Origin of the sequence: Ekhidna sp., from assembly GCF_039960695.1 — a bacterium.
In the GTDB taxonomy this organism is placed as follows: Bacteria; Bacteroidota; Bacteroidia; order Cytophagales; family Cyclobacteriaceae; genus Ekhidna.
The window spans coordinates 329,723-355,919 of the sequence record NZ_JBDVKP010000004.1; the positions used below are offsets into that span (position 1 = coordinate 329,723).

Annotated in this window: 25 protein-coding genes; 21 read left to right on the top strand and 4 right to left on the bottom strand. The window is 37.7% G+C overall.

The genetic code is table 11. The features are described from left to right. Nucleotides 1-16: 16 nt before the first annotated feature. The 3 genes from ABJG98_RS02175 to ABJG98_RS02185 are packed head-to-tail and all read left to right on the top strand — an operon-like array spanning nt 17 to nt 1,696. Nucleotides 17-748 (top strand): MBL fold metallo-hydrolase, encoded by a 732-nt coding sequence (locus ABJG98_RS02175; protein ID WP_348277818.1) that lies wholly within the window; start codon nt 17-19, stop codon nt 746-748. After that, nucleotides 748-1,110: a VanZ family protein gene (locus ABJG98_RS02180; RefSeq protein WP_348277819.1), complete on the top strand. Its 363-nt coding sequence runs from the start codon at nt 748-750 to the stop codon at nt 1,108-1,110. The genes ABJG98_RS02175 and ABJG98_RS02180 overlap by 1 nt, the downstream gene beginning before the upstream one ends. Beyond that, nucleotides 1,103-1,696: a pseudouridine synthase gene (locus tag ABJG98_RS02185; protein ID WP_348277820.1), complete on the top strand. Its 594-nt coding sequence runs from the start codon at nt 1,103-1,105 to the stop codon at nt 1,694-1,696. Before ABJG98_RS02180 ends, ABJG98_RS02185 begins: the two co-directional genes overlap by 8 nt. Here the strand turns inward: ABJG98_RS02185 and ABJG98_RS02190 are convergent. The 4 genes from ABJG98_RS02190 to ABJG98_RS02205 form a co-directional block, all read right to left on the bottom strand. Next, entirely contained in the window at nt 1,682-2,062 is a 381-nt protein-coding gene (locus ABJG98_RS02190; RefSeq protein WP_348277821.1) for a DoxX family protein, read from the bottom strand. The two genes, ABJG98_RS02185 and ABJG98_RS02190, sit on opposite strands and share 15 nt — an antisense overlap. After that, the gene (locus ABJG98_RS02195; RefSeq protein WP_348277822.1) at nt 2,059-5,247 is read right to left on the bottom strand and encodes an ATP-binding cassette domain-containing protein; all 3,189 of its coding nucleotides are present in this window, start codon (nt 5,245-5,247) and stop codon (nt 2,059-2,061) included. The genes ABJG98_RS02190 and ABJG98_RS02195 overlap by 4 nt, the downstream gene beginning before the upstream one ends. A 64-nt stretch (nt 5,248-5,311) precedes the next feature. Then, nucleotides 5,312-6,127 (bottom strand): hypothetical protein, encoded by an 816-nt coding sequence (locus ABJG98_RS02200; RefSeq protein WP_348277823.1) that lies wholly within the window; start codon nt 6,125-6,127, stop codon nt 5,312-5,314. A gap of 92 nt (nt 6,128-6,219) precedes the next feature. Next, the gene (locus ABJG98_RS02205) at nt 6,220-6,636 is read right to left on the bottom strand and encodes a DUF2061 domain-containing protein (RefSeq protein ID WP_348277824.1); all 417 of its coding nucleotides are present in this window, start codon (nt 6,634-6,636) and stop codon (nt 6,220-6,222) included. 119 nt (nt 6,637-6,755) lie between these two features. On the opposite strand from ABJG98_RS02205, the gene ABJG98_RS02210 reads away from it, so the two are divergent. From ABJG98_RS02210 to ABJG98_RS02295, 18 genes are all read left to right on the top strand, one after another. Then, complete coding sequence (locus ABJG98_RS02210; RefSeq protein WP_348277825.1) at nt 6,756-8,459, top strand: DEAD/DEAH box helicase; 1,704 nt, start codon at nt 6,756-6,758, stop codon at nt 8,457-8,459. Between the two features lie 70 nt (nt 8,460-8,529). Next, entirely contained in the window at nt 8,530-8,745 is a 216-nt protein-coding gene (locus tag ABJG98_RS02215; RefSeq protein ID WP_348277826.1) for a cold-shock protein, read from the top strand. 117 nt (nt 8,746-8,862) lie between these two features. Continuing rightward, complete coding sequence (locus ABJG98_RS02220; RefSeq protein WP_348277827.1) at nt 8,863-9,441, top strand: chemotaxis protein CheW; 579 nt, start codon at nt 8,863-8,865, stop codon at nt 9,439-9,441. A 36-nt stretch (nt 9,442-9,477) separates the two neighbouring features. Beyond that, a complete protein-coding gene (locus ABJG98_RS02225) occupies nt 9,478-11,997 on the top strand; it encodes a methyl-accepting chemotaxis protein (RefSeq protein WP_348277828.1) in 2,520 nt (839 codons plus the stop codon). Nucleotides 11,998-12,295: 298 nt separating this feature from the next. Beyond that, nucleotides 12,296-13,420: a porin gene (locus ABJG98_RS02230; RefSeq protein WP_348277829.1), complete on the top strand. Its 1,125-nt coding sequence runs from the start codon at nt 12,296-12,298 to the stop codon at nt 13,418-13,420. Nucleotides 13,421-13,429: 9 nt separating this feature from the next. After that, nucleotides 13,430-13,918, top strand: coding sequence for a YfiR family protein (locus tag ABJG98_RS02235; protein WP_348277830.1), 489 nt, complete (start codon nt 13,430-13,432; stop codon nt 13,916-13,918). 68 nt (nt 13,919-13,986) lie between these two features. Next, nucleotides 13,987-16,128, top strand: a complete 2,142-nt coding sequence (locus tag ABJG98_RS02240) for a methyl-accepting chemotaxis protein (RefSeq protein ID WP_348277831.1) — start codon at nt 13,987-13,989, stop codon at nt 16,126-16,128. A gap of 16 nt (nt 16,129-16,144) precedes the next feature. Further along, complete coding sequence (locus ABJG98_RS02245; protein WP_348277832.1) at nt 16,145-16,888, top strand: ParA family protein; 744 nt, start codon at nt 16,145-16,147, stop codon at nt 16,886-16,888. A 7-nt stretch (nt 16,889-16,895) separates the two neighbouring features. Further along, nucleotides 16,896-17,699 (top strand): chemotaxis protein CheW, encoded by an 804-nt coding sequence (locus ABJG98_RS02250; RefSeq protein WP_348277833.1) that lies wholly within the window; start codon nt 16,896-16,898, stop codon nt 17,697-17,699. Next, nucleotides 17,696-18,730, top strand: coding sequence for a chemotaxis-specific protein-glutamate methyltransferase CheB (gene cheB / locus ABJG98_RS02255; RefSeq protein WP_348277834.1), 1,035 nt, complete (start codon nt 17,696-17,698; stop codon nt 18,728-18,730). The genes ABJG98_RS02250 and cheB overlap by 4 nt, the downstream gene beginning before the upstream one ends. After that, on the top strand, nt 18,731-20,443 hold the full coding sequence (locus tag ABJG98_RS02260) for a chemotaxis protein CheA (protein WP_348277835.1): 1,713 nt from the start codon (nt 18,731-18,733) through the stop codon (nt 20,441-20,443). A 20-nt stretch (nt 20,444-20,463) separates the two neighbouring features. Then, complete coding sequence (locus ABJG98_RS02265; protein ID WP_348278094.1) at nt 20,464-21,276, top strand: protein-glutamate O-methyltransferase CheR; 813 nt, start codon at nt 20,464-20,466, stop codon at nt 21,274-21,276. Nucleotides 21,277-21,285: 9 nt separating this feature from the next. Next, nucleotides 21,286-21,648, top strand: a complete 363-nt coding sequence (locus ABJG98_RS02270) for a response regulator (RefSeq protein WP_348277836.1) — start codon at nt 21,286-21,288, stop codon at nt 21,646-21,648. A gap of 75 nt (nt 21,649-21,723) precedes the next feature. After that, nucleotides 21,724-22,320, top strand: a complete 597-nt coding sequence (locus tag ABJG98_RS02275; protein ID WP_348277837.1) for a hypothetical protein — start codon at nt 21,724-21,726, stop codon at nt 22,318-22,320. A gap of 66 nt (nt 22,321-22,386) precedes the next feature. Further along, nucleotides 22,387-22,749, top strand: coding sequence for a response regulator (locus ABJG98_RS02280; RefSeq protein ID WP_348277838.1), 363 nt, complete (start codon nt 22,387-22,389; stop codon nt 22,747-22,749). A gap of 15 nt (nt 22,750-22,764) precedes the next feature. Beyond that, nucleotides 22,765-25,371: a nitrate- and nitrite sensing domain-containing protein gene (locus ABJG98_RS02285; protein ID WP_348277839.1), complete on the top strand. Its 2,607-nt coding sequence runs from the start codon at nt 22,765-22,767 to the stop codon at nt 25,369-25,371. Beyond that, nucleotides 25,368-25,739: a response regulator gene (locus ABJG98_RS02290; protein ID WP_348277840.1), complete on the top strand. Its 372-nt coding sequence runs from the start codon at nt 25,368-25,370 to the stop codon at nt 25,737-25,739. The genes ABJG98_RS02285 and ABJG98_RS02290 overlap by 4 nt, the downstream gene beginning before the upstream one ends. Beyond that, complete coding sequence (locus ABJG98_RS02295; protein ID WP_348277841.1) at nt 25,729-26,196, top strand: chemotaxis protein CheX; 468 nt, start codon at nt 25,729-25,731, stop codon at nt 26,194-26,196. Before ABJG98_RS02290 ends, ABJG98_RS02295 begins: the two co-directional genes overlap by 11 nt. Nucleotide 26,197: the final 1 nt, after the last annotated feature.

The following is a 26,197-nucleotide window of genomic DNA, read 5'->3' on the forward strand; positions in this document are numbered from 1 at the left end:
TAGGTAAATTTAGCCAATGGAATTGACTGTACTTGGCTGTGGTGATGCTTTTGGAAATAACGGAAGGAACAACACTTCTTTTTTAATTTCTGAAGATGAAGAACACGTACTACTTGATTGTGGCGCTAGTACATTGATTAGACTAAAACATGAAAAAATCGATCTTGAAAATATCTCGACCATAATTATCTCTCATTTTCACGGTGATCATTATGGAGGAATACCATTTATTCTTATTAGCAGCTTATTTGAAAACCCACGAAATAATCCTCTCACCATTATTGGACCTAAAGGAGTGACTAAACGCATCCATGAATTGCAAGAAGCTATGTATGCTGGAACATCAGCTAAGCTCTCAGAACTAGACCTTGAATTTTTAGAATATGAAGAAGGAAAAAACTTAACAGTAAATGATAAAGTAATTAAGGTATGGTCAGTAGAGCATAGTCCACCTTCACTTCCGCATGCTATTCGTCTGGAATGGAACGAAAAGAAAATCGCTTTCTCTGGAGATACATCTTGGTCAGATAGTCTAATTCCTCTTTCAGAGGATACTGATCTTTTTATTTGCGAATGTAACTTCCAAAATGAAGTCAGTTTTGGCCATCTGAGCTATGAAGAACTCTTTGAGAAGCATGTGTTATTTAACACGAAATCATTATGGCTTACACACATGGCAGACGAGGTGATTAATGCGACTGATTTTGAATTGAATCGATTGTCCGATGGTCAAAAAATTAGCTTTTGATGAATAGTAAAACAATCTGGTTCATCCCAGCAGCGATGGTTGCTTTGGGCATTTTTCTATTGTCAACCTTTCTCTCACTTCCAATACAAGTTGATGGTGTCGGCTATTTAGATAAGATTGAACATTGTTTCGCCTATTTTGTACTTATTGTCAGCTTTTTACTGGCATTCAGGAAAGCTGAATTATTAACACCAAAAAGATCGATTTATTTGCTCATAGGAGCATCAGTCTATGGTTTTGGATTAGAAATGGTTCAATTCATTTTTTTCGATTATCGGTACTTTGAATGGGTGGATGCGCTAGCGAATGTTTTTGGTGTTTTAGTTGGCTTTGTACTATTCAAATTAATATATCGTGGCTAAGAAAAAGCTTTATTTCATTATTCATAAGCCATTTAAGGTGCTAAGTCAATTTACAAATGAAGGAAATAACGTTGGTCTGGGCGAGGTATTTAAAAACCTGCCCAAGGACGTCTATCCCGTTGGACGATTGGATTTAGATAGTGAGGGGTTACTTATTCTTTCAAATGATAAAGAGCTAAATCACAAACTGTTAAATCCAAAGCATAATCACAAACGAACGTATTGGGTGGAGGTAGATGGTAAGCCTGATTCGGAAGCTTTAAATAAACTGAGGAACGGGTTGATAATAAACATTAATGGAAAAGCTCATCATACAAAATCTGCTGATGTAAAAGTTATAAATCCCAATTTGCAGGAACGAAATCCTCCTGTAAACTACGTCAAGCATCCCGAACGTTCTTGGCTGCAAATATCCTTGACTGAAGGAAAGAACAGACAAGTACGACGTATGACTGCCAAAGTAGGCCATCCGACCTTAAGGCTCCTTAGAGTTGCTATAGAAGAATTAAATCTCGAACCACTTAAGTCAGGCGAGATTATACAGATCAGCGAGAACGTGATATGTAAAAAACTAAATCTTCTTTAGTTTCCAATCGAGTGAATATTCCCCACTTCCAAGAAGATAAATAGCTGAAAAACCTAGAAAATATAGCAACGGAAATTCTTTATTATTCCAAGGATCGTCGGCGTGAACTATAAACGCGGCAACAATCATGGTGAGGGCTGGCAAAACTGCTGATATGCGGGTCTTATATCCTAAGATCAACAAAATCGGGAAAATAAACTCGGCCAAAACTGCTAAAATCAAAGTGGGTGTTTCACCAATTCCTACTGGATCAGCAAATGAAAAATCTCCAGACATAAGACTGTTAAATTTACCCCACCCATGTGTAAGCATCATTCCGCCAAATCCAACTCTTAGAATCAGAGAAGTAAGGTTTGTATGTGTCATTGATTTACTGATTTTTTAATCTTTCTAGCACGCTTATATACTCTCGGGGAGCCAATCATAATTAGAAAAGTATCCCAAATTTTAATCCAGGCACCAGGCCTACTTTCATCCTTTTCTTTAGACTCAAAAAACTTAATGATCTTCTTCAAAGTGTTATCCAGTAATGCGAGATAGAGTACAATGCACATGAACCAGATAAAGGCTATGTTGAAATAGAAAGTGGACACTTCCCATCCAGCCAATATTTTTATTGGAGCATAAAAATGAGCTCTGCCTATATTAGAATAAGGCCTCATAAATATCGGATCCTTCTTTTGGATAAGCTGATCATCACCACGATAAACCATATCAAGGTGTGCTCGATTCATCAGGAGATCTGCCAAAAATTCATTGTGATACTTTTTTTCAAGTTCAACAAAACCGTCTTTACCAAGTTCATTGACTAAACTTTGGTACAATTGATCTCGTTTTTGCTGGGCAATTAAATATTCACTAGCAAATTGGTCTTTGGCATATTGCAAATAATCATCAAGTTTTTCCGCAATTGATGTACTGTAGTATTCTGATGTAATCTGTTCAAGATAAGGAAACGTTCTCAAGCCATGTAGATTAGATAAATTTGCGACTTCATTTTTAAGAATTAAGAATGATTGACTTTTATCACTCCAGTCGGCACTGTCCCGAATAATTTGCCTATTGATATTGAATAATTCAGGAACCATGAAAGAACGATAAACAGAGTTTTTGCTTATGTCCTTGTTTACTTCGAAGAAGTGTTTCTCATAATCATTGTATCTAAACTGTGCCACCGCTAAGGCTTCATATGCCCATCTTGATGCCATCATGTCTCCAACAATGGGAACATTTTTTTGATTATTAAGTGAATGATGTAGCTCATCAAACTTGATCATTGCGCCACCAAGCAATAGTTGTGGTACCAGAATAAACGGAATAAGGATATAGATATTTATGACCGAATTTAGAGCGGAGGAGATGTTAAGTCCGATCATATTAGCGAAACATGAAATTGTAAACAACACCGCCCAATAATACATTGTCATCCCGTGGATTTCCAGAATGTAGTTTCCAATGAGAACAAATGTCAGTGTTTGAATAGCTGACAATACAAACAAATAAACCACTTTCGAGTTAATGTAGCTCATTCGTGATAGATTCAGAAAAGATTCCCGTTCAAGGATTTGCCGATCCTTGTATATCTCTTGAGCACTGACTGTAAGCCCCATAAAAAGAGATACTACAATTGACATAAACAGATATACTGGTAGATTAATGTTTTCTGAAAATGCATAAACCTTTTCAGGCGAATATTTTGAGAAATAGCCAAGGATAAATGCCAATAATGGTGCTTCAAGAAGGTTGATAAGCACATATTGACGATTTGATATTTTAGACAATAGATTCCGCTGACTGAAAATCTTAAACTGATTCAAACTATCAGGAATCCGGAAGTTGGTAGGAGGTAAGACAGAGTCATATTTCAGTCGCACCAGTTTTGGAAGAATATTTTCCTTGTATTTGGAGTACCAAACAGATGGATTTACCCGTCGCTTTTTGGTAGATCTTCCACGCTCATCAATTTCTCTTGCTTCAATGATTTGAAGAATTTGCTCTGGGATCACATTGCCGCAACGGGGACACTCACTTTCAGCCGCATTCACCTGAGTATTCATCGTTTTGAAGTAAACTACAGCGTCGATAGGGTTACCATTATAGATAGGGTAACCTCCCTTATCTAGAATCCAAAGCCTGTCAAAAAGCTTAAATATTTCAGAGGAGGGTTGATGAATAATCGCTACAACAAGCTTGCCTTTTCGTGTAAGATCCTTAAGGAGCATCATCATTTTTTCAGAATCCATCGATGACAACCCGGAAGTGGGCTCATCAACAAATAATACGGAGGGTTCTCGCATGAGCTCTAGCGCAATATTAAGTCGCTTTCTTTGTCCTCCCGAGATTGTTTTATTAAGTGGATCACCTACTTTCAAATCCTTAATGTCCTCCAGATCTAAGTCATCCAGCACTTTATGAACTGTTTTGTCTATTAGGTCATCTGAAAAATCACTAAAGCATGTTTTAGCATTGAAATATAGATTTTGATATACTGTAAGTTCCTCGAAAAGTAAGTCGTCCTGTGGGACATATCCTATTACTCCTTCTGTAGAAGCCTGCTCTAGTGAAAATCCATTAATATGCAATCGACCTCCATTCAGTCTCAATTTTCCATTCAGAATATTCATTAAGGTGGTCTTACCTGTTCCAGACCCACCCATGATTCCGATCAGACGACCAGAATCTTCTGAGAATGAAAAAGGTTTCAGTCCGTTGCTGCTATTCCTGAATTTGAATTCAACGTTATCACCTGCAAGAACAATACGTGTACTCGTCTGATCCTGGATAAACTGTTTGGTGATCTCGGATTCGTAGATTGATGAAATATTTGGCCCTTTAATGATGGACCCGGGCTTTAAAATATATGATTTAGCAGGAATTACTTTTATCCCTTCAAGAAATAGATTTAATGGTCCATCGTAACGAAATACAAATGTTTCTACACTTCTAAGGTAAAGTACTGTGATCTTACCAAATAGATTTTGTACAAAAAGGTGTCTTTCTAAATTCCTTGATTTTTTCTTGCGAATAATCCAAGCCATTTCCTCAGGCCATTCTGTTTGCTTGTTGTCAATGATTAGGACGCGCTCTTTATTTATTTCTTTCTCATCGGGCTTGAGAATGAAGTTCTTAAGGTTTACAACATCTTCCTGGTCCAAGTTGAAATTTAATGCCACAAGAGCTGCAAACTCCTCTTCTTTAGCTGTAACTTTTTCATCAGCCCGGATTAGTTCTACCAGTTGCATGAAGACGATAAGTCGCTCCGATCTAAGAAGTTCCTTATTTAATTGATTACAAATCTTTGCGATTTGAAGAATACTGGTACTATCGATGCTGATTCCCTCACTGTCTTTAGCTGTCGGTTGTTCCTTATAAAAATTGAGGTAATCGTAAAATAATTTGATGTACTCAGCTGTTAACGTCTCATTATTTAGGTTTTTTTGTAGATATGGTCGTATGACTAATTCCCCAGAATCAACTACACCGGTATCCTCTTTAGCGCTTTCTATTATAGCGAATAGATGTACAAGTGCATTAATGATGGATTCGGTCATGTGTTTTTAGTATAAAAAAAGCCTCAACTAAGTTGAGGCTCTAAAAATATAGTTTCGTTAATGATTATCCAACGATGTGATCTCTCATCTCTTTCACACTATTGGCAATATCTGAAAATTGTCCGTCTGTCATTTCCACCCCTTCACCTAGTTGTTCATATGTCAGGTTGATAAATCTTAAGTTTGGCAATACTTTACTGACGTTTTCATCGTCCTGATGATTCTCCATCAATTCTACCAGCTTTACAACCTGAGATTTTTGATTAGATAATACAGCCCTAAGTTCACCTTTATTTTCACTCATTTTCACAAGCTCACAAGTAATGTGCAACCCTTCTATCACGCTCCCCGCTATTACGAGGATAGAAGTTTTTTCTTCGCCGTTTTGATTGAGGTAATTATAAGTATCGTAAAAAGATTCTGTGACAATAAAAATTAGTGAGTCAACATTATCCATATTATTCTCGATTCGCTGAGCCATGGAGGAATTGAATGCTGATGTGATGTTCAGATCATCAATGAGTCGCTTAGAAACATCCAGATAATCAATGGTTTCCTGAGTTTTGTCGAATGTAGCTGCATAACTTAAGTCTGCACCATAAACTCCCAAATTAGCAGCTTTTTGCCAGGTCGCTACATACTGGTCAACTTTTGCAGGATCGTTGACTATATCCGCTGAATATGAAGTGTTAGCATTTCCCAGCATTTGAGAAACTTCAAAAGCTGTAGGTAGTGGGTAAGTGAACTCCTTTTCCACAAAACTTTCAATTTCTTCTTTTTTCTCCGCGGTGGACTCTTCAGAGGCTTTGCTTCCTCCTCCACAGGAGATTAGAAAGAATGCCGAAGCAAAAAGCGAAACGTATATAATATTCTTTTTCATGAGATTGGTTTGTTTATCGTCAATTCAAATTCAAGATTAATCTTTTAATTACTTTCATCAAACACTTATCGTGCCTAATTACCCTTAAATCCTTACTTAAGTCCAAATTTAGAGGTATGCCATATTCTTTCATGCAAATAATAGAAGAGCATTTTTATAAAGATCTCAACAAGTGCTATTCCTGAAGCCTTTTCCATTGCATTGGGATCTTCACGAAAAATAAAAAATGCAATTAAGAAAGTAGTTAACGATGCTGTAAACCTCCAAGTTATACTTTTAAACAGGTGTCTTACACTACTCTTAAGATCAATTTTATAATTGAACCATATGCGTTCATGATAATAGTATATGATCATTTTCAAAACAGTTTCTATTGTTGCTACCCAAGATGCTTTTGAGGTGGCATTGGGATCTTCCCGAAAGAAAATCATTGTTAAAATAAAAGTTGTAGCCGTAGCTATGATACGCCAGGTTATTGTTTTTGCTATATGTCTTTTTCTGCTTTGCATCGTTAATTTGTGAGCAGCAAAAATATGCTTCGATTGATTGATGAACTATATTTTAAATAAAAACATATAAGAATCAGCTCAGTTGAGGTAACTTTGCGGCTCATATTAATTAAAGCTCTTTGAACAATTTTGAAAAACTAGGACTTTCACAGTCAATAATTGAAGTCCTGGACAACATGGGTTTTACAGACCCAACCCCTGTACAACAACAATCAATTCCTTTATTACTTACAGAAAACCCAACTGATTTTATTGGGTTGGCACAAACCGGAACCGGTAAAACTGCAGCTTTTGGCTTACCATTGGTTGATTTACTTGATCCGAAGAATGAGCATACGCAAGCTTTGATCATGGCACCTACACGTGAACTTGGTCAGCAAACTGCAAAGCAATTAAAAGATTTTGCCAAGAGTAAATCACGCCTCAACGTTGAGGTAGTTTATGGTGGCGCAGCAATCGTAAATCAAATAAAAGCGCTAAGAAGACCTACTCAAATAATAGTAGCTACACCTGGGAGGTTATTAGATTTAATAAAGCGTAAGGCAGTAAAGTTGGATCAGGTTAAATACGTGATTCTAGACGAAGCGGACGAAATGCTAAATATGGGCTTTCAGGAGGCCATCGATGACATTCTTTCTCATACCCCTGATGAGCGGGTTACCTGGCTGTTTTCTGCTACTATGCCTTCAGAAATACGAAGGATCGTTAAGAAATACATGTCTAATCCTAAAGAGGTTTCAGTCAATACCTCAGAGAAAAGCAATAAGGACATTACTCATAAGTATGTAGTAACAAAGGTCAGTAATAAGCTTCCAGCAATCAAAAGATTCCTTGATAGAGAGCCAGACATGAGAGGGATTATGTTTTGTCGAACGAAGCGTGAAACCCAGGAAATTGCAGATCACCTTAGCCAAAAAGGATATGGCGTTGAGGCATTGCATGGTGATCTTTCACAATCTCAACGAGATGCGGTGATGAAGAGATTCAAGGCTAAATCAATTCACCTTTTAGTAGCCACAGATGTAGCAGCAAGAGGAATTGATGTAAATGACTTGACCTACGTCATTCATCATACATTGCCTGATCAATTAGAAAGCTATACACACCGAAGTGGACGAACAGGTAGAGCAGGAAACAAAGGAGTATCCTTAGCACTTATTAATCCCAGGGAATCAAGAAAGATATCAGAGATCGAGCGAAAGATAAATGTAAAATTTGAGCGTGTAGAGGTGCCTAGTATTGATGAAATGCAAACATCACGCATAGAAAATTGGGCAAGTAATCTGGCAGAAATTGAAATTGATAAGTCAGCGGAACTATTGTTGGAACAGGTAAAATCCAAGTTTTCTCACCTGGAAAAAGAAGATATTCTTAAGAAACTTATAAGTCTACAATTAAATCAACTCACTGTTGAATCTGGCGAAGATACTAACCTGAATGAATCTGCGGGTCGATCTTCAGATCGACGTGAAAGTGGTAATTTCCGAAAATTCTTTATTAACCTTGGTTCTGTAGATGGATTCATTAAGAATGATATGGTTCATTTACTGGCAGACCTTACAGGAATAGAGGCGAAGAATTTTGGCACTATTAAGCTTCTTAGGAATCGTTCATATTTCGAGGTAGATAAAAAGTATGAAGAAAACCTAAGTAAGAAATTTGAGGGTGTCGAGTTCGAAGGTAGAGAAGTGAGGGTACATCCTGATAATGGTTCTTCAAATGAGCGAGAAAGGTCATCAAGCCATCATCAGAAAAAATCAAAAAACCGGCGTTCACATGATAAGAGGGATAGTCGAAAATCTAGCAGGAGGAAGAGAAGATAGTGAATTTTAACTAACTTTGAGTTCTCTAGTAGAAGCATTTCTACATTTTTTACATTACTAAAATTACTACATGTCCAGTTCACAGAACAAATTCATTAAGAACCAAAAGGAAAAAAGGAAACAACAAAAGAAGAAGGAAAAAGAGGAGCGTAAAAAAGAGCGTCAGGAAAACAATACTAAAGGTGGAGACCTTAATGATATGATCGCCTACGTTGATGAATTCGGAAATATTGTTGATGAAAAGCCTGAAGAAAAGCCTGAGAAGAAACCAGGTCAAAAAGGTTAAAATCTATTTATTTTAGAAATGCGCAACCTGCCTCATTATTTTACTGAGTCATATTTAGGTAAAATCCATTCTTATTTAGTTTATTAGATCACTCATTTTTACATCTACTACCGAGTGATGGCGTTAGGACAAAATCTTACAAAAAAAACCGCAAACGAAAAAGCCCCTGTAACACAGGAGGTTATTGATAATAATTCGACTTCTGAAACCGAAGTGTCTGACAAAGAAGAGACTGCAAATCAGAATGAAACGTTTCATCAATTCTGTGTCTTTAAATCCAAAGGCGAAGAATATGCAATTCCAATAAATCTTGTAAAAGAGGTTGTGCCTTTCCCGAAAACTGCACCCGTAACTCAAATGCCAAGCTATATCATTGGTATGGCTAATGTAAGAGGTAATATATACGGTGTTATGGATCTGGGTCGTTTCTTTAATATTCAATTAGAAGAAACTACTGAAAGCAAATATTTGCTCGTTTTAGAGCATGAAATATATCATATGGCAATAGCAATTCCTGATGTGCCTGATACTCTAATGGTGACAGAGCGCATGATTGAAGAGCTTTCTGCAACAAGACTGAAGTCAGTAATTGGCCAAAAGTATCTCAAAGGAATTATTAAAAAAGATCGACGAATGATCATCCTATTTGATATATTAGGAATGATTTCCAGCGACAAGTTCACCGAAACAGACTAAGGTGCTTCTTTACTAGATTAGTTAACCGCAATCAAGATGCTAAAAAACTTTACAATTCGGAGAAAAATGATGTTGTTTATCCTTGGATTAACAGTCATTATCTATGTAATCACGCTAGGATATATTAGCTACAATCTCCGTGGAAACGCCATTTCTGAAGCTGAGAAGCTTGCGGATTCATATGCAATGCAAAAAGCGAATGTCATCAAGACAATCATTGATGAGGATTTGGCAGTGGCTCGAATAATGGCTGAAGCGGTAGAAGAGTATACCTACATGCCTGATGCTCAGCGAAATGAATTACGGAAAACATTTTTGGAAAAAGTACTTAAGATGTATCCCAAATATGACGCTACGTGGATGAGTTGGCAGTTGGAATTCATAGATCCTAATTGGGATAAAAGCTATGGACGCGAAAGATTTAATTCTTACATGGATGGAGATGAAATCAAATCCTCACTAGAACTGGCAGAACTGGATGGTAGAAAGGCAAGTGTAATTTACGAAGCTTTTAAAGAAGATAATAGTATAAAAGAGCTCTTGAGTGAACCATATTGGTATCTTGACTATGACTATTCATCGAACACTCGCGACTCTCTTTTGGGAATTTCTCCGACCGTACGAATGGAAGTAGATGGAAAATTTGCGGGTGTTATTGGGACAGACATGTCAGTGGATGACTTTCAGGGAGTAGCAAAGGTTGATTTTTATGAAAACGCGTATGCTCTGTTAGTATCGAATGGAGGTGTTATAACAGCTCATGCCAATCCTGGACTTTTTAATCAACCAGTTGACACAATCAATGTTGTGAAAAGAAGTCCGATTAATATTTTGGAAAAAATTCAAGCCGGGGAAGCTTTTTCTTATCGCTCTTTTGACGAAAGTATAGATGATGAAGTGTATGTATCATTTGCACCAATACCTGTTGGAAGATCTGGTAATTTTTGGTCAGCAGTTATTGTTGTTCCCGTTTCTGAAATAACATCAACCTTTTATTCAACCTTCAGATTCACAATTCTTATAGGCTTCATTGGATTAGTTTTCTTGACATATACAATTTGGAAATTGGCAAATAGAATCACCGATTCATTAGACATGTCAAATAGCCTTCTTAAAGACCTTGCGAAAGGTGAACTTGACTCTGCTAGACGAATAGAAAAGATTTCTAAAGACGAGTTGGGAGAGATTGCTCACTCTGTGAACACACTCATGGATGAACTGAATAGTAAATCCGAATTTTCAAGGAAAATAGGTGAAGGAGACCTGAATGCTGATTTTGATATAGCGGGAGAGAACGATGTACTAGGCGCTTCACTAATCATGATGAGGAATAACCTAAGGGCCGTGATAGATGAAACCAATGACGTGGTGACACACGCGGAAGGAGAAGGTGATTTAAGTTCCAGAATGAATCCTGAGGGCAAGATGGGAGCGTGGAAAGAGCTTAGCGACTCAATCAATAGCCTGTTAGAGTCAGTTTCCAAACCATTTTCAGAATTAAATGAAATAGCCAATCGTATGGCTGAAGGAGATTTGTCTGTTAGATATACGGAGGAAGCTAAAGGTGATATCCTTAATTTGGCTGAAAACCTTAACAAGGCCCTTGATAATTTGGATGAGTTGCTCAATGGCATTGTTAAAAACGCAAATATCATTGGAGACTCATCAATGGAAATGCTATCTGCAAGTGAAGAGATGAATACGAACACCGGAGAGATAGCTTCAGCCATTGCCGAAATGAGCAGCGGAGCACAGACTCAGGTTAGCAAGGTGGATGAGTCATCTAATCTCGTAGAAAGCATACAGCGAGCTGCCAATATTATGAGTAATCAAGCGGAAGAAATTAATGTGGCGGCACACAAAGTTTCAGAGAGTTCTGAAACTGGGCTTAAGATGGTGAACAAAGTTGGGTTCAGCATGAAAGATATAAAGGCATTTGCCAATGACACCAATCGATCAATCCAGGTACTTACTGAGCGGTCTAAAGAGATAACTAGAGTTCTGGGTATTATCACAGACATTGCTGCTCAAACTAATCTTCTTGCTTTGAATGCTGCAATTGAAGCTGCACAAGCGGGAGATGCAGGCCGGGGATTCGCTGTGGTTGCAGAAGAAATTCGCAAACTAGCTGAAGACTCACGAAACTCCGCGCGCGAGATCGAAAAACTGATTACAGATGTGCAGAATGATACCGCTGCTGCTGCGAAAGTCATAGAGGTGATGAATGAAAGTATTCTTGGAGGGGAGAGCGCTTCAGACGATGCTTCAGAAGCCTTCAGAGAGATTGCTTCCTCTTCAAACCAAAACCTTGAAATATCAAAGCAAATTCTAGAAGCTACTAAGGATCAAATGGACAGTATCAAAAATGTGGTAACCATAACTGAAGGCATTGTTGTAATTGCTGAGGAAACTGCTGCAGGAACCGAGCAGGTTGCTAGTTCAGCAACTGAACTTTCTGCCGGCATGGAAAGCTACACTCAGAAGTCTGAGGAGGTAACTGAGATCGCCCGAAACCTCAAAGAGAAAGTGAGCATGTTTAAATTAAGTAAGGAGTAAGACTTAAGCTCACTGGCTTAATCAAATAACGCATTGAATTTTAATAGTACGGTCGATCCAATCCCTATCTGTTTTTCCGTACCCCAAGGCTTTAAGTCATTCATACCATTCACCTAGCATTTATATTCATCCACCTAGCATTTACCTTCATTCAACTGGTATTCATAGTTACTGAACTGGCATTGATAGTTAGCTGACGAATAATCAGAGGTCTTATAATGCAGGGAACTAAATTGAACATTATTATCATTTGATAATGTTTCAATTAACCACATTATAACTATCAAAACCTAGAGTCATGACGAATCTTTTTTCAAGTAAAAAACTTGTTTTAACCTTATTCTTATTTTCATTAATATCTTGTTTAATAGCTCAAGAGAATGATTTTGATGCCACAGTTGAAGAAGACGATAAAAAAACAGCAACTGGTGGTTTCGGTGCTGACTTAGCTAAAAACCTCAGTTTCGTAAACTTTAATGGATATATCACCAATGAATTTTTTGCTGGAACAAATGGTGGAAATTCCACATTTGATAATCATTATTTCAACGTATTTATCTCTTCCCAATTAACTGACAAAATATTTATAGAAGGCCAGTTGGAGTATGAACACGGAGGACAAGACATCGATGTACGATATGCTTACGCAGATTACAAAGTATCTGAAGCTTTTGTAATTCGCTCAGGTAAGTTCCTTGTGCCTGCCGGACAGTTTAACGAATACCTCTACCCGGAATATCTAAACAAAACTGTAAGCAGAGCTTACGTAAATAGGGAAATCTCACCATCAGCTTGGGGAGAAGTAGGTGTACAAATTAGAGGAAGATTTGATTCAGGCGGCTCTGCAATACCATTTTACTCTGTATACGCAGTAAATGGTCTAAATGGCAATTCAGGAGATGGGATAAGAAATTTAAGAGGAAATGCACGCGATAGCAAAGGAGGTAATGAAAACAAAGCCTTCGGTGGAGCATTTGGAGTGGATATCGGTAAGGATATTACAGTTGCAGCTAATTATTATTCTGGTAAGTACTCTACAGACAATGAATTGAACTTGTCAATAATGGGTGCGTCCTTCTACATGGACAAGGAGAAATTCAGTATCTGGAGTGAGATGCATTTAGCTAAACAGGAAGCCTATAATGATGCTGCAGATGTAACACAAGGAGTTTCAGATCTGGACAAAAGCGGATTCTATATTCAAGGCGGTTATATGATCACAGAAAAACTTGAACCAATAATAAGATACGATGCAATTAAATTAGACGGTGCACCTGATGCTGATCGTTCCCGAATTACATTAGGAGCAAACTACTACTTAGCAAAAACTGCAGTGGTAAAAGTGAACTATGAGCTTGTCAGTGATGATGGCGCAGATCCAGATGATAACTTATTTGGAGTTCAATTATCTGTTGGATTTTAATCAGGAGTCATGCGAAGAATAATTTTTTTAATAACTATTCTATTGATCTCCAGTGCCGGAACCAGGCTCTATTCACAGGTAAATAAATTTCAGGCGTTGTACTTGATCAATTTCACAAAGAACATTAATTGGTCTTCCGATAACATTACAATTGGTGTGGTTGGTAATACAAAGACATTAATTGAGCTGGAGTCATTAGTAGCAAAGTATCCCAACATCTCGTTGAAAAAAATTGCTGGTACAGAGTCAATCGATAAGTGCCAAATTATTTTTTTACCGTCTGCACAATCAAGAAATTTTGAACTCATTCAAAACAAGATTGGAAGTCTGCCAATAATTCTTGTTTCAGAAGATGAGAGCCTTGCTGATAAAGGAGCAGAAATAGCATTTTATATGGAGGGAAATAAGCTAAAGTTCATATTGAATAAATCTGCATTGAATAGTGCGGGTGTCAATGTTGGCGAAAAACTATTTGCTATCGGAAAAGTTATAGAGTAATCAAGTAATTCAGGGCATTTAAGCGATAAGTGCCCTGTTTATCATTTCCTAATCGACACCTACCATCCATGAAGAATATTTTAGCAACCATTGTAAAGAGATTTACTATCTCTAAAAAACTAGCGTTAACAAGTTTCATAGTTATATTTTTAGCCTCATTTAGTGGTATTTATAGTTTGGTCACACTGAGATCCAGCAGGATTATCGATGATCAGCTTTCAAGCGGCTACTATCCACTTACAAGCCAGTTGAAAGATTTCGAGGATATGATAAATCAGGCCAATAGCTTGACTGTCAATTGGATATACTTGCCAAATCCTGAAGATAAGAAGGAGCTAGGTAATATTCAAACTAAAAAATACGCTCAACTAAAAAAAGAGATCATTAAATCCTTAGAAGCCTGGAGTGATTCAAGTCAAGTAAAAGTCTTGTCGTTTCTTGCAGATTTTGAGAAGGTTTTACCTAAAATCCAAGAGATTAAATCGAGTTTAGATACGGAAGAGAGCTATCAGGATGATTTTCTATTGTTTGAATTAATTCCCCTGCTTGATGATGATATTTCTGCACCCTTAAAAGACCTGGAGTCTCGAGTCGCTACTCATATTGAAGATTTGGAGCAAGAAACCACAATGCTCATTGCAAACAAGTTTACTGCATTCGATGGAGTTGAAGTGGTCATTATTATAACAACCCTAATGGCAATTGTAATTGGAACAATCGCAACATATCTATCTACAAGATCAATTGTTGGGCCTGTCAGCAAAGTTAATGCGCTAGCAAGAAGCTTAAGCAAAGGAGATTTAACAGACATTGAAATAAAAGAACGAAATGATGAAATCGGTGATATGGTTTCATCAATTAAAACACTGCGAAAGACGTTGGAGGAAACAGCGAAATTTGCCAACGATATTAGAGAAGGCAATCTTGATACTGATTACCACTTGCTTGGTAAAGATGATGCACTAGGCATCTCCCTTGTTGAAATGAGAGATAACCTCAAGACGGTTATCAATGAAACTAATTCGATTGTTACCGAAGTGACCCAAGATGGTAGGCTCAATAAGCAGTTGAGTATCGAAGGCAAGGAAGGCGCTTGGAAGGCTATTAGCCTATCGATTAATAATCTCTTTGAATCAATTTCGAAACCAATAGAGCCGATGAAATCTGTTTTAGAATCAATGGCTGCAGGAGATTTATCTGTACGATTCGAAGGTCAACTTCATGGGGACTTTAAGCAATTAACTGACAGCTTAAATTTTGCTTTAGACAACCTCAATACCTTTCTATCCAACATACGCGAAAATGCCAATATAATTGAAGAGTCAACGACCGAAATGCTTTCGAGTGGTAGCGAAATGTCTAACAGTACAAGTGAAATTGCGAGTGCAATAGCACAGATGAGTAGTGGTGCTCAATCTCAAGTACAAAAAGTAGATGAGTCCTCCCAATTGGTAGAAAATATTCTTAAAAGTTCAAGTGAGATGGCAACACGCTCAGACGCCATTAATACAGCAGCAAACAAAGGAGTAGATGATAGCGAGCGCGGAACAGAAATGGTCAATAATGTGACCGCAAGTATCAATGAAATAATGGGAGTCTCCTCTTCAACTAACGAATCAATGCAAATTCTAGCTCAGAGATCTGGCGAGATAGGTCGTGTGTTGAGTGTGATTACCGATATAGCTGCACAGACTAACCTTTTGGCATTAAATGCTGCTATTGAGGCAGCTCAAGCCGGTGATGCAGGTAGAGGATTTGCTGTAGTTGCCGAAGAAATTAGAAAACTTGCTGAAGATTCAAGAAACTCAGCCAAGGAGATTGAAAGTTTGATACATGATGTGACGAGTGATACGACCAAAGCAGCAAAACTAATGGAAGCAATGAGTCAAAGTGTCGCTAAAGGAGTTGGAGCTTCTCAGGAAGCTTCTAAGGTATTTACCGACATGGCAGCTTCTTCATCTCATACATTGGATTATTCAGAACAAATATTATCATCTAGTAAAGAGCAATCTGAGAAGATAATGAGTGTGGTCAATATCACTGAATCCATAGTTGTAATTGCAGAGCAAACATCCGCTGGAACAGAGGAGGTAGCATCATCTGCGTCCGAACTATCCGCCGGAATGAACAATTACATCAAAAAATCTAATACTCTGAACGATATTTCTGTGAAATTGAAAGATGGATTGAGTAAGTTCAAGCTATCATAATTTTTTCAGACCTAATATGGCAATTTTCTCAGTTGTAAATCAAAAAGGGGGAACCGGAAAAACTACCACTTCGCTTAACCTGGGAAGTGCACTTACAATGCTGGGTAAAAACGTTTTACTCATAGACATGGATTCTCAGGGGAACTTAGGATATAGTCTCGGTTTAGAGGAAGGACCCACTATTTCTGATGTATTTGAAGGAAGTGCTGAAATAAAGGACATCATCCAGCAAAGAGAAAATATGGATATCGTTCCATCCGACATGCGGTTGGTAGATATTGAACTATCATTGATGGATTTGGACGACAGACACAATATGCTGAATTCCAAGATTAAGCATTTGTCCAAGAAGTACGATTATATCCTAATTGACTGCCCTCCATCCCTTTCAATATTGGCAGTTAATTCATTATATGCCTCTGATAAGGTAATCGTACCGATGCTGATGGAAGTATTAAGTCTCCAGGGTTTGGATCAGATCATACAGACTATAGAAAAAATCAACGCGAGTTATAATAAAAAATTAAAAATACTCGGAATACTACCTGTTATGGTAGACAAGAGGAGAAAGCTCAGTCAGGAGGTGAAAGACCACATCCTTGAAAACTATGACGTGAAGATTTTCGATTCAATGATTAGAAACAATGTAAAGGCTTCAGAAGCACCGTCGTTTGGGCAAAGTGTAGTTGAATATTCACCTTCATCCAATAGTGCCAAGGACTACATGGATTTTGCAAATGAAATTGTAAAGTTAAATTGAAGGAAGTATGGCGTTGGGAAAAAACCTAAAGAAAAGAAAACTGATTGCAGAAAAACAGGCTGCTCCTAAGAAGACAACTTCCAAAAAGAAAAATGTTGTTAAAGCAGATAAAGAATTGATTGAAAAACCGAAAGCAAAGAAGCCTACAAAAGCTTCTAAGCAGAAAGTTCAACCGAAGCCTTTAAAAAAAGTCACCACAAAGAAGAAAAAAACAGTTCAAAATATTCCTAAGGAAAAACCTGCTGTTCAAGACACTGGACTTCCAATTTATATTGCCAGAGAGCTGCATGATCTCAAAACCACACTCAGAAATAGATATAAGGAAGAGGTAGCCAAGTTGAAAGGTGCAATTGTCCAACTTGTAATCATTGAAATCGGCGGCGAACGCTATGCTGTTGATATAGATTGTGTAAAAGAAGTCGTCCCAGCATCCAATCTTTCTAAAACCCCAAATACGCCAAGCCACATTCAAGGTATTGCCAATGTGAGAGGCGCTACATATGTAGTTTTCGATTTGTCTAAGAAATTCAAGTTAGAAGAAGAGGTTACTCATAATTACTTACTGGTTTTGGAGCATGAGAGTATCTCAGCAGCGATCTCGCTCAACCTTCTTCCAACCACTCGTAAAATAAATGGAGACCATATTTCGAGTGAATTGCACATCATAGAAAATGCATCGCTAGACGTTTCTTATATAAAAGGATTGATTCGTGATGAAGAACAATTAATCTATTACCTGGATATCATCGAACTCTTAAAGAATGACAAGGCCATTGTCGTTCCTGATAACCTTATTGACAGCAAGAAATGAGTTCAAGCTTAAAAATATTAGTTGTTGATGATTCTGCATTTATGCGGCTGCTTATAACCGATTTACTTTCTGAAGATTCGCAGATAGAAGTCACTGGAACAGCAATGAATGGCCTTGAAGCTGTGAATCAAGTAAAAGCGTTAAAGCCAGATATCGTATTGCTGGATTTAAACATGGCAGAATATGATGGACTGTATGCTGTTCGAGAGATCATGAAGCAGCAGCCTACACCTATTTTAATATTAAGCTCAGTTGGTAATACAGACTTACAGCCTGTCTTTGAGGCACTTAAGAATGGAGCCGTAGATTACATCAATAAGCCTGATAGAAATAAATCGAAAATGAGAGAGCTTCAAAAAGAGCTCATTCAGAAGATAAAAAGCACATCTAGAGCCAAACCCAGGCAAATATCTGTCGCAAAATCTAAAACGGAGGTTGTTACAAGAAAAAGACGCACCCGTTCGAAATATAAATTAATAGCCATAGGAGCATCCACAGGAGGGCCCACAGCAATCGAACGTGTCATTTGCTCTTTACCAAAAGACTTTGATATTCCGATTATTGTTTGTCAGCATATGCCTGCAATGTTTATCCCTCAATTCGTCCAACGCCTGGGTTCACTTACTAATTTAGAAGTTGTTTCTGCGACAAAGGGAATGAAGCCGACCCCTGGGATTGTAATGTTTTGTCCAGGGCATGCCAATCTTATTTTAACGGAAGAAAAGGGTAAGGTAGTAGTTGACTTTACAGAAGAGGTCTTCAAGGAATACAATAACCCATCGATCAATGCTATGCTACTCAGTGCATCTAAAGTGTATAAAGATAAAATGGTAGGAGTGCTTCTTACCGGAATGGGGAAAGATGGCGTAAACGGGATGAAATCAATTCATAAGGCAGGAGGAAAAACAATTGCACAGAACAAGGAAAGTAGTGTAATTTATGGGATGCCGAAAGCGGCTTCCGAAGCTGGAGCAGTAACTATTGAACTTGATATAAAAGAGATTGGTAATTATTTGGTAAATGGAATCTAAATGAAATCCAAAGAAGAAGAATATCGCCAATTATTTCTAACTGAAGCTCTTGAAAATTTTGAAGAGCTAAATCGTTTATTTGTTGTGCTTGAAAAAGACATTTCCAGCAAGAAAGCGATTGCCAATATTTTCCGTATTGTCCATACCCTAAAAGGAAATGCCATGGGCATGGGATACGATAAAATCGCTGATTTGTCACATGTAATGGAAGATGTGTTTGGAGCAATTAAGAATGGTGAAATTGCTGCAGATAATGAGTTGGTAGATAGCCTTTTCCGCGCCAACGATAAACTTGGAGGGCTTATCAATGCAATAACCAGCAATGAGCGAGTGAGCTATCTAGGCATCAAAACCAAACTGGCAGTTTACCTTAAAAATGCCAAAGAAGAGTTTGCAGCAGGTAGTAAACCTAAAGAAGACCAAGAATTTGAAGAATCTGAAGAATCAGAAACTACAGAAGAAAAACAGGAACAAAGTACAGGGATAAAGTTCGCAGATGTCGTACAAATACCGGTCCGGAAAATGGATGACCTGCTCAATATGGTAGGAGAGTTGGTTATAGAACGAGACAGACTGATATCACTTTTTGGTTCTGAGGGACAAAGCACTTTAGAATTTGAGAGAATTAAACGTATTTCATCCAACCTGCACTATGGAATAATGAACGTGAGGATGGTCCAAATGGGATTCTTGTTCAATAAATTCCATAGAGTGTTAAGAGATGCAGCTTCTACCGAAAAAAAGGAAGTAGAATTGGTTCTCAAGGGGACAGAAGTTGAAATAGACAGAAACATTCTGAAAATCATCAGTGATTCGATGGTCCATCTTGTACGAAATGCAGTAGGACATGGAATAGAATCAGCCGAAGAAAGAAAGGATTCTGGTAAACCAGAAACCGCAACAGTCACACTTTCAGCAGCTCTTGAAAAGGATAGCGTAGCTATTACCATATCTGATGATGGTAAAGGAATTAATACGGAGAAGATTAAAGAAAAGATCGTAAAGCAAAATATGGTCACGCAGGAAGTAGCAGATAAACTTTCTGAAAAAGAGATCATCAGATACATATTTGAACCAGGTTTTTCAAGTGCGGATAAGGTGACTGAAATATCTGGAAGAGGAGTGGGTATGGATGTTGTGAAGAAAGCAGTAGAATCTATCGGAGGTCAAGTGTTTGTCGATACTGAACTAGGGATGGGCACCTCAGTTCATCTAGTCTTACCTTCCTCACTTGCCTTAAAAGGAGCACTCTTATTCGAAGTAGGTGAACAGGAATATGCGATTCCACTCACATATATTGACTCTGTAACGTATCTAAAAAAAGAAGACATTCATCAGGTAGCGGATAGCCTGATGGTAGATTACCAGGACCAATCGATTCCCATTGTTTTCTTGAAAGGGTTGCTTGCCATCAATAGCTTGACTAACGTAGATCAGGCAAGTATTGGGCAGGGAGTATTGCAGGCAGCTAATAAAGATCAAGAGCTAAATGTAATTGTTACCACGCATTCCGGTCGTTTACTTGGATTGGTTGTAGATAAACTTCAAAGACAAAAAGAGATTATAGAAAAGAAATTACCAAAGCCTCTCGATAATAGTAAGCTGCTAAGTGGTACAACTATTTTAGGATCAGGCCATGTTTGTCCTGTTCTTGACGTAGCTTCTATCATGGATGTCTTATTTCAATCATCAACTAAAAAAGTAGAGTCATAGCAACGCTAACAACAGATAGTATAAGCGATGAGGAACTCACCGCCCTTATGCAAGCCATAAACAATCGTTATGGGCTGGATTTCACGAATTATGAACGCACCTCTTTAAAGAGAGGTATCATTCGTTTGATGATGAAGCACAACATGGAATCAATCATTGAGCTTTGGTCCTCAGTGCTGAGAGATAATGAATTTTTCTTAAATGCAATCGATGATCTTTTAGTAAACCTGACAGAACTCTTCCGAAATCCTGATGTTTGGATTAAACTCAGGGATACCGTATTGCCAGAAATTCCCAACAAATCACTGAAAATATGGCACGCTGGATGCTCTACTGGCGAAGAGGTTTATACGATGAATATTGTCCTTGAAACTTTGAATCTACTCAACAGGACAAAATTGGTTGCATCAGATTTAAGTAACAAAGCATTGGCAAAGGCCAAGAAAGGGGATTATTCGTTAGTTACTTTAAAACAATATTTGGTACCATTCCTTAAGTTTTTGCCTGAGAGGGACATGGAAGACTACTTCGACTTTCAGGATAAACACGCAACGATAAAATCAAAGTACAAATCAAATGTAACTTTCAAGAAACACAACCTGGTAATGGATACAATGGAAGATAAATTTGATATTATCTTCTGCAGAAATGTGATGATTTATTTTGATGAGACACTAAAGCACAGAGTATTGGACCTTTTGCATAATTGCTTAAAGGATGATGGCTATTTAATAATAGGTTATTATGATATAATGCCGGATTATGGAAAAGACAAATTCGGCATTTACGACGTGAAAACACGCATTTATAGAAAGATCTCCACAACAAATTAAAGAGAAACTATGCGAGTACTTATAGTAGATGATTCAACGTACATTCGATCAAGTCTCAGGACATTGCTGGGAGAGGAAGGATTTGAGGTAGTCGGCGAAGCAAAAAATGGTGAAATGGCTATTGACCTTGCCATGGAGTTAAAGCCGGACGTGATTACATTGGATAATATCTTGCCAGATATGACAGGTTTGGACGTACTAAAAACATTAAATACAGGTGAGTTTGACTCTTCAGTTATCATGATTAGCGCAGTAGGCCAGCAATCTGCAATAGTAGATGCAATGAATAACGGAGCGAAACATTATCTGGTAAAGCCATTTGACAACTCAGAGTTAATCGCCATTTTAAGGCAACTCGATGAAGAAAGCTAATCGTTCACCTAAAACATTAATTAGATTGAAAATAATAGACTATTTTGACCACAAAACCACGAAACCTAATATTCTATGATGGCAGATTTGAATGATAGCGAAATGAAAGTAGCAACCAAGCTCATTTTCGATGGCCTATCCATGGCAAAGTCCTCTATGGAGCAGATTCTCCAAAGCCCAATCAATATCGAACAGATCGATTATGTAAATGCAGAATTAGATCTAAATCGATTTGGCGGTCCAAACCAGGATGTCCACCTCATTAAAACCGAATTAATGGGAGAGCTTAAGGGAACTAGTCATCTTATTTTTTCTGAAAGAGAAGTAGCTAAGCTATATGAGGCCTGTCTACCGGAGAAAATTGCAAAAGATGACTCCAAGGAAAGTATGATCATGAAACTTGGTTTTCTAACCGAGATAGACAACATGGTTTCGGCAGCTGTAATCACCGAGTTTTCCAACTTTTTAGATGTTGAGATATACGGAAATGTGCCATCTTTGAAAGTGTTAAAAGCAACAGAACTAAATGAATTCATCGTCAAAGAATCCAGCGAATTTGAATCAATTATTCATTTTAAAGCAGTTTTTCATGGAAAAGAACTAGATATATGTCCCGATTTTATATGGGTATTTCACAATAAATTTGTGGACAAAATTAAGAAACTGGTATAGTTACTCATTATCACCCTACCATCGTCAAATCGTTAAATAAGTGATAAAACAGTAATAAAAAGTAAAATGAGCAAGACAGTATTAATTGTTGATGACTCCATCTACATGAGGTCATTAATTAAGACCGCAATGGAAGGTGCAGGTTTTGAAGTTGTAGGAGAAGCGCAGAATGGTGAAAGTGCCATCGATCTGGCTGTCCAGTTGCAACCAGATTTAATTACACTAGACAATATTCTTCCCGATATGATGGGATTTGAAATATTGAAGGTGTTGAAGGATGAGGAAGTACCCTCAAAAGTAATTATGGTAAGTGCCGTAGGCCAGCAAACAGTTGTAAATAAAGGGCTATCATTAGGTGCATCTGAGTATATTGTAAAACCATTTACCGAAGAAGATTTACTTAAAGTGGTAGAAAAAGTACTTGCCTAACCGCATGCATATTTCATGATAAAAAGATTAACCAACTTACCGATACGCCAAAAATTTGCGGTTATTATTATTCCGCTGATCATTATCATTTTGGCATTTGATTACCTTCAAGTCAGATATCACTACCTGGATTATTCAGATAGTGTGAGATTAAATAAGGCAATACGTGTCGGTATAGAAATCAATCACGTAGTACATGAAATACAGAAAGAACGAAGCATTTCCTCAGGATTTTTAGCGAATGAGGGAGAGAGCTTTGGTGTAAAGCTGAACAAACAGAGAGAGAGGACAGACAGTACGCTTCAGCAGTATTATAGCGAGTTGACTAATGGAGAGCTTGATGAATTAATGAGTCTTCATCGAACCGATCTTGATCAATTAAATGCCTTTTTCGATAAGATATCAACCTTAAGAAAAAGTATTGATCAACACCGAATTTCTTCAGAAGAGTCAATCGATCGATTTTCAGAAATCAATAACAACGCGCTTAATACCGTCATAAAGTTAATTGATGAAACCCGCGACAAAGAGATCGCACAACAGATTCATGCGATCATTTATTTTCTGAAATCTAAAGAGTTCGCAAGTATTGAGCGAGCAATAGGAACGCAGGCCTTCTCGCATAATCATATAGACTTTGATTTATATAATCGATTCACAACTCTAGTTGCTCGTCAAAATTCATACCTGGATGCCTTTAATATTATTTCCAATGATCAATCCATTACCTACTATGAACAAATAGTGGCAGGAGAAGAGATAGAAGAGGTTGATCGCATGCGTGAAGTGCTTTTCGCAAATGACACACTCAATGAAAATCCAGATCATTGGTATGAGTCTAGCACAACCAAGATCAACCGACTGAAAGACGTAGAAGACTATATGTCTGACAACATTCAAAAACGGACTCAGGATATTGCACAAACGTCTGTAAAGAATTTCTGGACGTTCTTAATTCTGGATGTTACGATCGGCATCATCGCATTTTGGTTGATGACCACTATTGTCACAAATCTTCTTAAGAATGTAAAGATTCTAGAAGCGTATACACGTAGAATATCAGCCGGTGATATGACTAAGAAAGTTGTCATACCTACTAGGGACGAATTGGGTCAATATGCCAATACCTTTAATAGGATGGTATTGGAAATCAGAAAATCTCAGTTTGAGTTAAGGAAGCAACGTGATAAAGCCAAATTCCTCTACAAAAATATCTACGGTGTTTCTTTAGTCGTATTTGAAAATATTCAGCAGGGAATTTTTCTTTTGGACAAAGAATTCAAAATCTCAAAGTTTCATTCCAAAGCAATGAAAGAGATTTTTAGCAATGAGCGAATAGCAGGAGAGAACTTTGCCAACTTTATGCGCCCATTGATCCTTCCACGAGAATTGGAAGCGCTTGAGATGTTTATGAGACATCTCTTCAATGAAGACATGGATGAGGAAGTTGTCAATCAACTTAATCCGATCGATCAGGTAAAAATACATACGGAGCAAAATGGCATTGTCGCCACAAAATATATCCGAGTAGATTTCACGCGCATCTTTAGAAAAGATAAGATTCAAAATATTATGGTCTCTGTTTCTGATGAAACTGAATCAATCCTACTTCAGCAGCATTTAAATGAAGCTGAGAAGAAGAAGCAACAAGAGACAGAACGGGTATTGAGCATACTTAAGATTGATCCATCAATACTACGTGGATTCCTCCACAACTCACGTAAAATGCTCAAAAGCATCTCGGAGCGTTATGAAAAGAATGACAACGATGAATATGCAGACCTGCTTAGCTTCACATTTGACATTATTCACAACCTGAAAGGAAATGCTGTTGTTATTGGCATGGAACTGATGGCCAATAAATTCCATGAGATTGAGGATTCCATCACAGCACTTCAATCCAAAGAAGTGAGAGGAAAAGATTTCTTAGCTATTCTTTATGAAGTAGACGAGGCAGATCGCATGATTGCTGAAATAGCCGATATGCTATATAAGATCATCAACATCTATAAAAAGTTCCCTGCAGAAGGTGATTCGGTATCAAATATTATGGTCATCGATTCACTCGAGAGAGGCGCGGAACTCATCGCCAAAGAAGTTGGAAAGACAATCAATTTTACTTTTGATAATATTGACAATGTCGTGCTGCCTGAAGCATATATCAATCCATTTAAGGATATAATGATTCAGCTTATTCGTAATTCTGTGGTTCATGGAATAGAGGATCCTAGCGTTCGTATGAGTGAAGGAAAAGTCATTATGGGCGAGATACTTATTGAGCTTTCAAAAAGTGACGATGAAATGTTTATCCGATTCAAAGATGATGGTCGTGGGCTTGATTTAGAACGAATAAAGAGACAAGCGTTGGATCATGGATTGATTACAGATACAGATTTAAAAACCATGGAGGAGTTTGAAGTTATGGGACTTATATTCCGTGAAAACTTCTCCACCGCCGATAAGTCAGACACTCATGCTGGGAGAGGACAAGGCATGCACTTGGTGAAGCGCATTCTAGATGAATATAAAGGAGCCTATGATATTACATCTGTTCCTGGCAAATCATTTGAGATGATCATTAAGCTGCCTGTGTTGAACGTAGATAAAGGAGATGAAGAATGAAGAAGCTTTTGATTGTCGATGACTCATCAGTGATGAGAAGAACCATCGAGAAAAACCTGGCAAACTATGATCTTGAAATAGTTGGGCAAGCATCTAACGGTGTAGAGGCTGTTCAGATGGTCATGGATAAAAAGCCAGATGTAGTCACATTAGATATAACTATGCCTGAAATGGATGGTATAGCATGTCTTCAAGAAATAATGAGGATAAATCCTGAAACTAAAGTGATGATAATCACAGCATTGGCTGATAAACTGACCGGATTAATTGCGCTGGATAAAGGTGCTAGGGGATTTATGTACAAGCCTGTGAATGCTGATGACTTAGCAAAGTCGTTTGACAAACTTTTGAAAAGGGATGGAGAGTAGGAAAGAAGAATTCGAAGCAACATGTAATCTGTTCATTAATTCGGTGAGCAATTACTTCAAGCACCTCACAGAGATAGACTCAGATATGAAAGTACCTTACCTAAAGGAATCTGAGGGTTTGGTTTTGAAGGACTTTACTGGGATGATAGGAATTTCAGGAAGTAGAAAGGGATTTGTTTATATATCTGCAAACCGTGAAATGTTTGCTGATTTAATTAACATGTTTATCGGAATTGAAGATCCTTCGGAAGAGGATATTTTAGACATGGCCGGTGAGATTTCGAATGTTGTTGCTGGTAACGTTCGAGCAAATCTTGGTGCCAATTTTATGATATCCGTTCCTACTGTATTTGAAGGAATGCCTGACGAACTAAACATTCCTGAAAACGTTTCCATGTATGTAATCCCAATAAAATGGAATGACCATGAAGCTTTTGTAGTGTTAGGTTTAGACTGAT

Bases quoted from the DNA above. Each gene is read 5' to 3' on its own strand.
- ABJG98_RS02235 (WP_348277830.1), top strand. From the start codon at position 13,430: ATGCGAAGAATAATTTTTTTAATAACTATTCTATTGATCTCCAGTGCC.
- ABJG98_RS02195 (WP_348277822.1), bottom strand. From the start codon at position 5,247: ATGACCGAATCCATCATTAATGCACTTGTACATCTATTCGCTATAATA.
- ABJG98_RS02275 (WP_348277837.1), top strand. From the start codon at position 21,724: ATGATGGCAGATTTGAATGATAGCGAAATGAAAGTAGCAACCAAGCTC.
- ABJG98_RS02190 (WP_348277821.1), bottom strand. From the start codon at position 2,062: ATGACACATACAAACCTTACTTCTCTGATTCTAAGAGTTGGATTTGGC.
- ABJG98_RS02290 (WP_348277840.1), top strand. From the start codon at position 25,368: ATGAAGAAGCTTTTGATTGTCGATGACTCATCAGTGATGAGAAGAACC.
- cheB (WP_348277834.1), top strand. From the start codon at position 17,696: ATGAGTTCAAGCTTAAAAATATTAGTTGTTGATGATTCTGCATTTATG.
- ABJG98_RS02220 (WP_348277827.1), top strand. From the start codon at position 8,863: ATGGCGTTAGGACAAAATCTTACAAAAAAAACCGCAAACGAAAAAGCC.
- ABJG98_RS02215 (WP_348277826.1), top strand. From the start codon at position 8,530: ATGTCCAGTTCACAGAACAAATTCATTAAGAACCAAAAGGAAAAAAGG.
- ABJG98_RS02240 (WP_348277831.1), top strand. From the start codon at position 13,987: ATGAAGAATATTTTAGCAACCATTGTAAAGAGATTTACTATCTCTAAA.
- ABJG98_RS02280 (WP_348277838.1), top strand. From the start codon at position 22,387: ATGAGCAAGACAGTATTAATTGTTGATGACTCCATCTACATGAGGTCA.
- ABJG98_RS02270 (WP_348277836.1), top strand. From the start codon at position 21,286: ATGCGAGTACTTATAGTAGATGATTCAACGTACATTCGATCAAGTCTC.
- ABJG98_RS02230 (WP_348277829.1), top strand. From the start codon at position 12,296: ATGACGAATCTTTTTTCAAGTAAAAAACTTGTTTTAACCTTATTCTTA.
- ABJG98_RS02180 (WP_348277819.1), top strand. From the start codon at position 748: ATGAATAGTAAAACAATCTGGTTCATCCCAGCAGCGATGGTTGCTTTG.
- ABJG98_RS02225 (WP_348277828.1), top strand. From the start codon at position 9,478: ATGCTAAAAAACTTTACAATTCGGAGAAAAATGATGTTGTTTATCCTT.
- ABJG98_RS02295 (WP_348277841.1), top strand. From the start codon at position 25,729: ATGGAGAGTAGGAAAGAAGAATTCGAAGCAACATGTAATCTGTTCATT.
- ABJG98_RS02260 (WP_348277835.1), top strand. From the start codon at position 18,731: ATGAAATCCAAAGAAGAAGAATATCGCCAATTATTTCTAACTGAAGCT.
- ABJG98_RS02250 (WP_348277833.1), top strand. From the start codon at position 16,896: ATGGCGTTGGGAAAAAACCTAAAGAAAAGAAAACTGATTGCAGAAAAA.
- ABJG98_RS02285 (WP_348277839.1), top strand. From the start codon at position 22,765: ATGATAAAAAGATTAACCAACTTACCGATACGCCAAAAATTTGCGGTT.
- ABJG98_RS02245 (WP_348277832.1), top strand. From the start codon at position 16,145: ATGGCAATTTTCTCAGTTGTAAATCAAAAAGGGGGAACCGGAAAAACT.
- ABJG98_RS02200 (WP_348277823.1), bottom strand. From the start codon at position 6,127: ATGAAAAAGAATATTATATACGTTTCGCTTTTTGCTTCGGCATTCTTT.
- ABJG98_RS02205 (WP_348277824.1), bottom strand. From the start codon at position 6,636: ATGCAAAGCAGAAAAAGACATATAGCAAAAACAATAACCTGGCGTATC.
- ABJG98_RS02175 (WP_348277818.1), top strand. From the start codon at position 17: ATGGAATTGACTGTACTTGGCTGTGGTGATGCTTTTGGAAATAACGGA.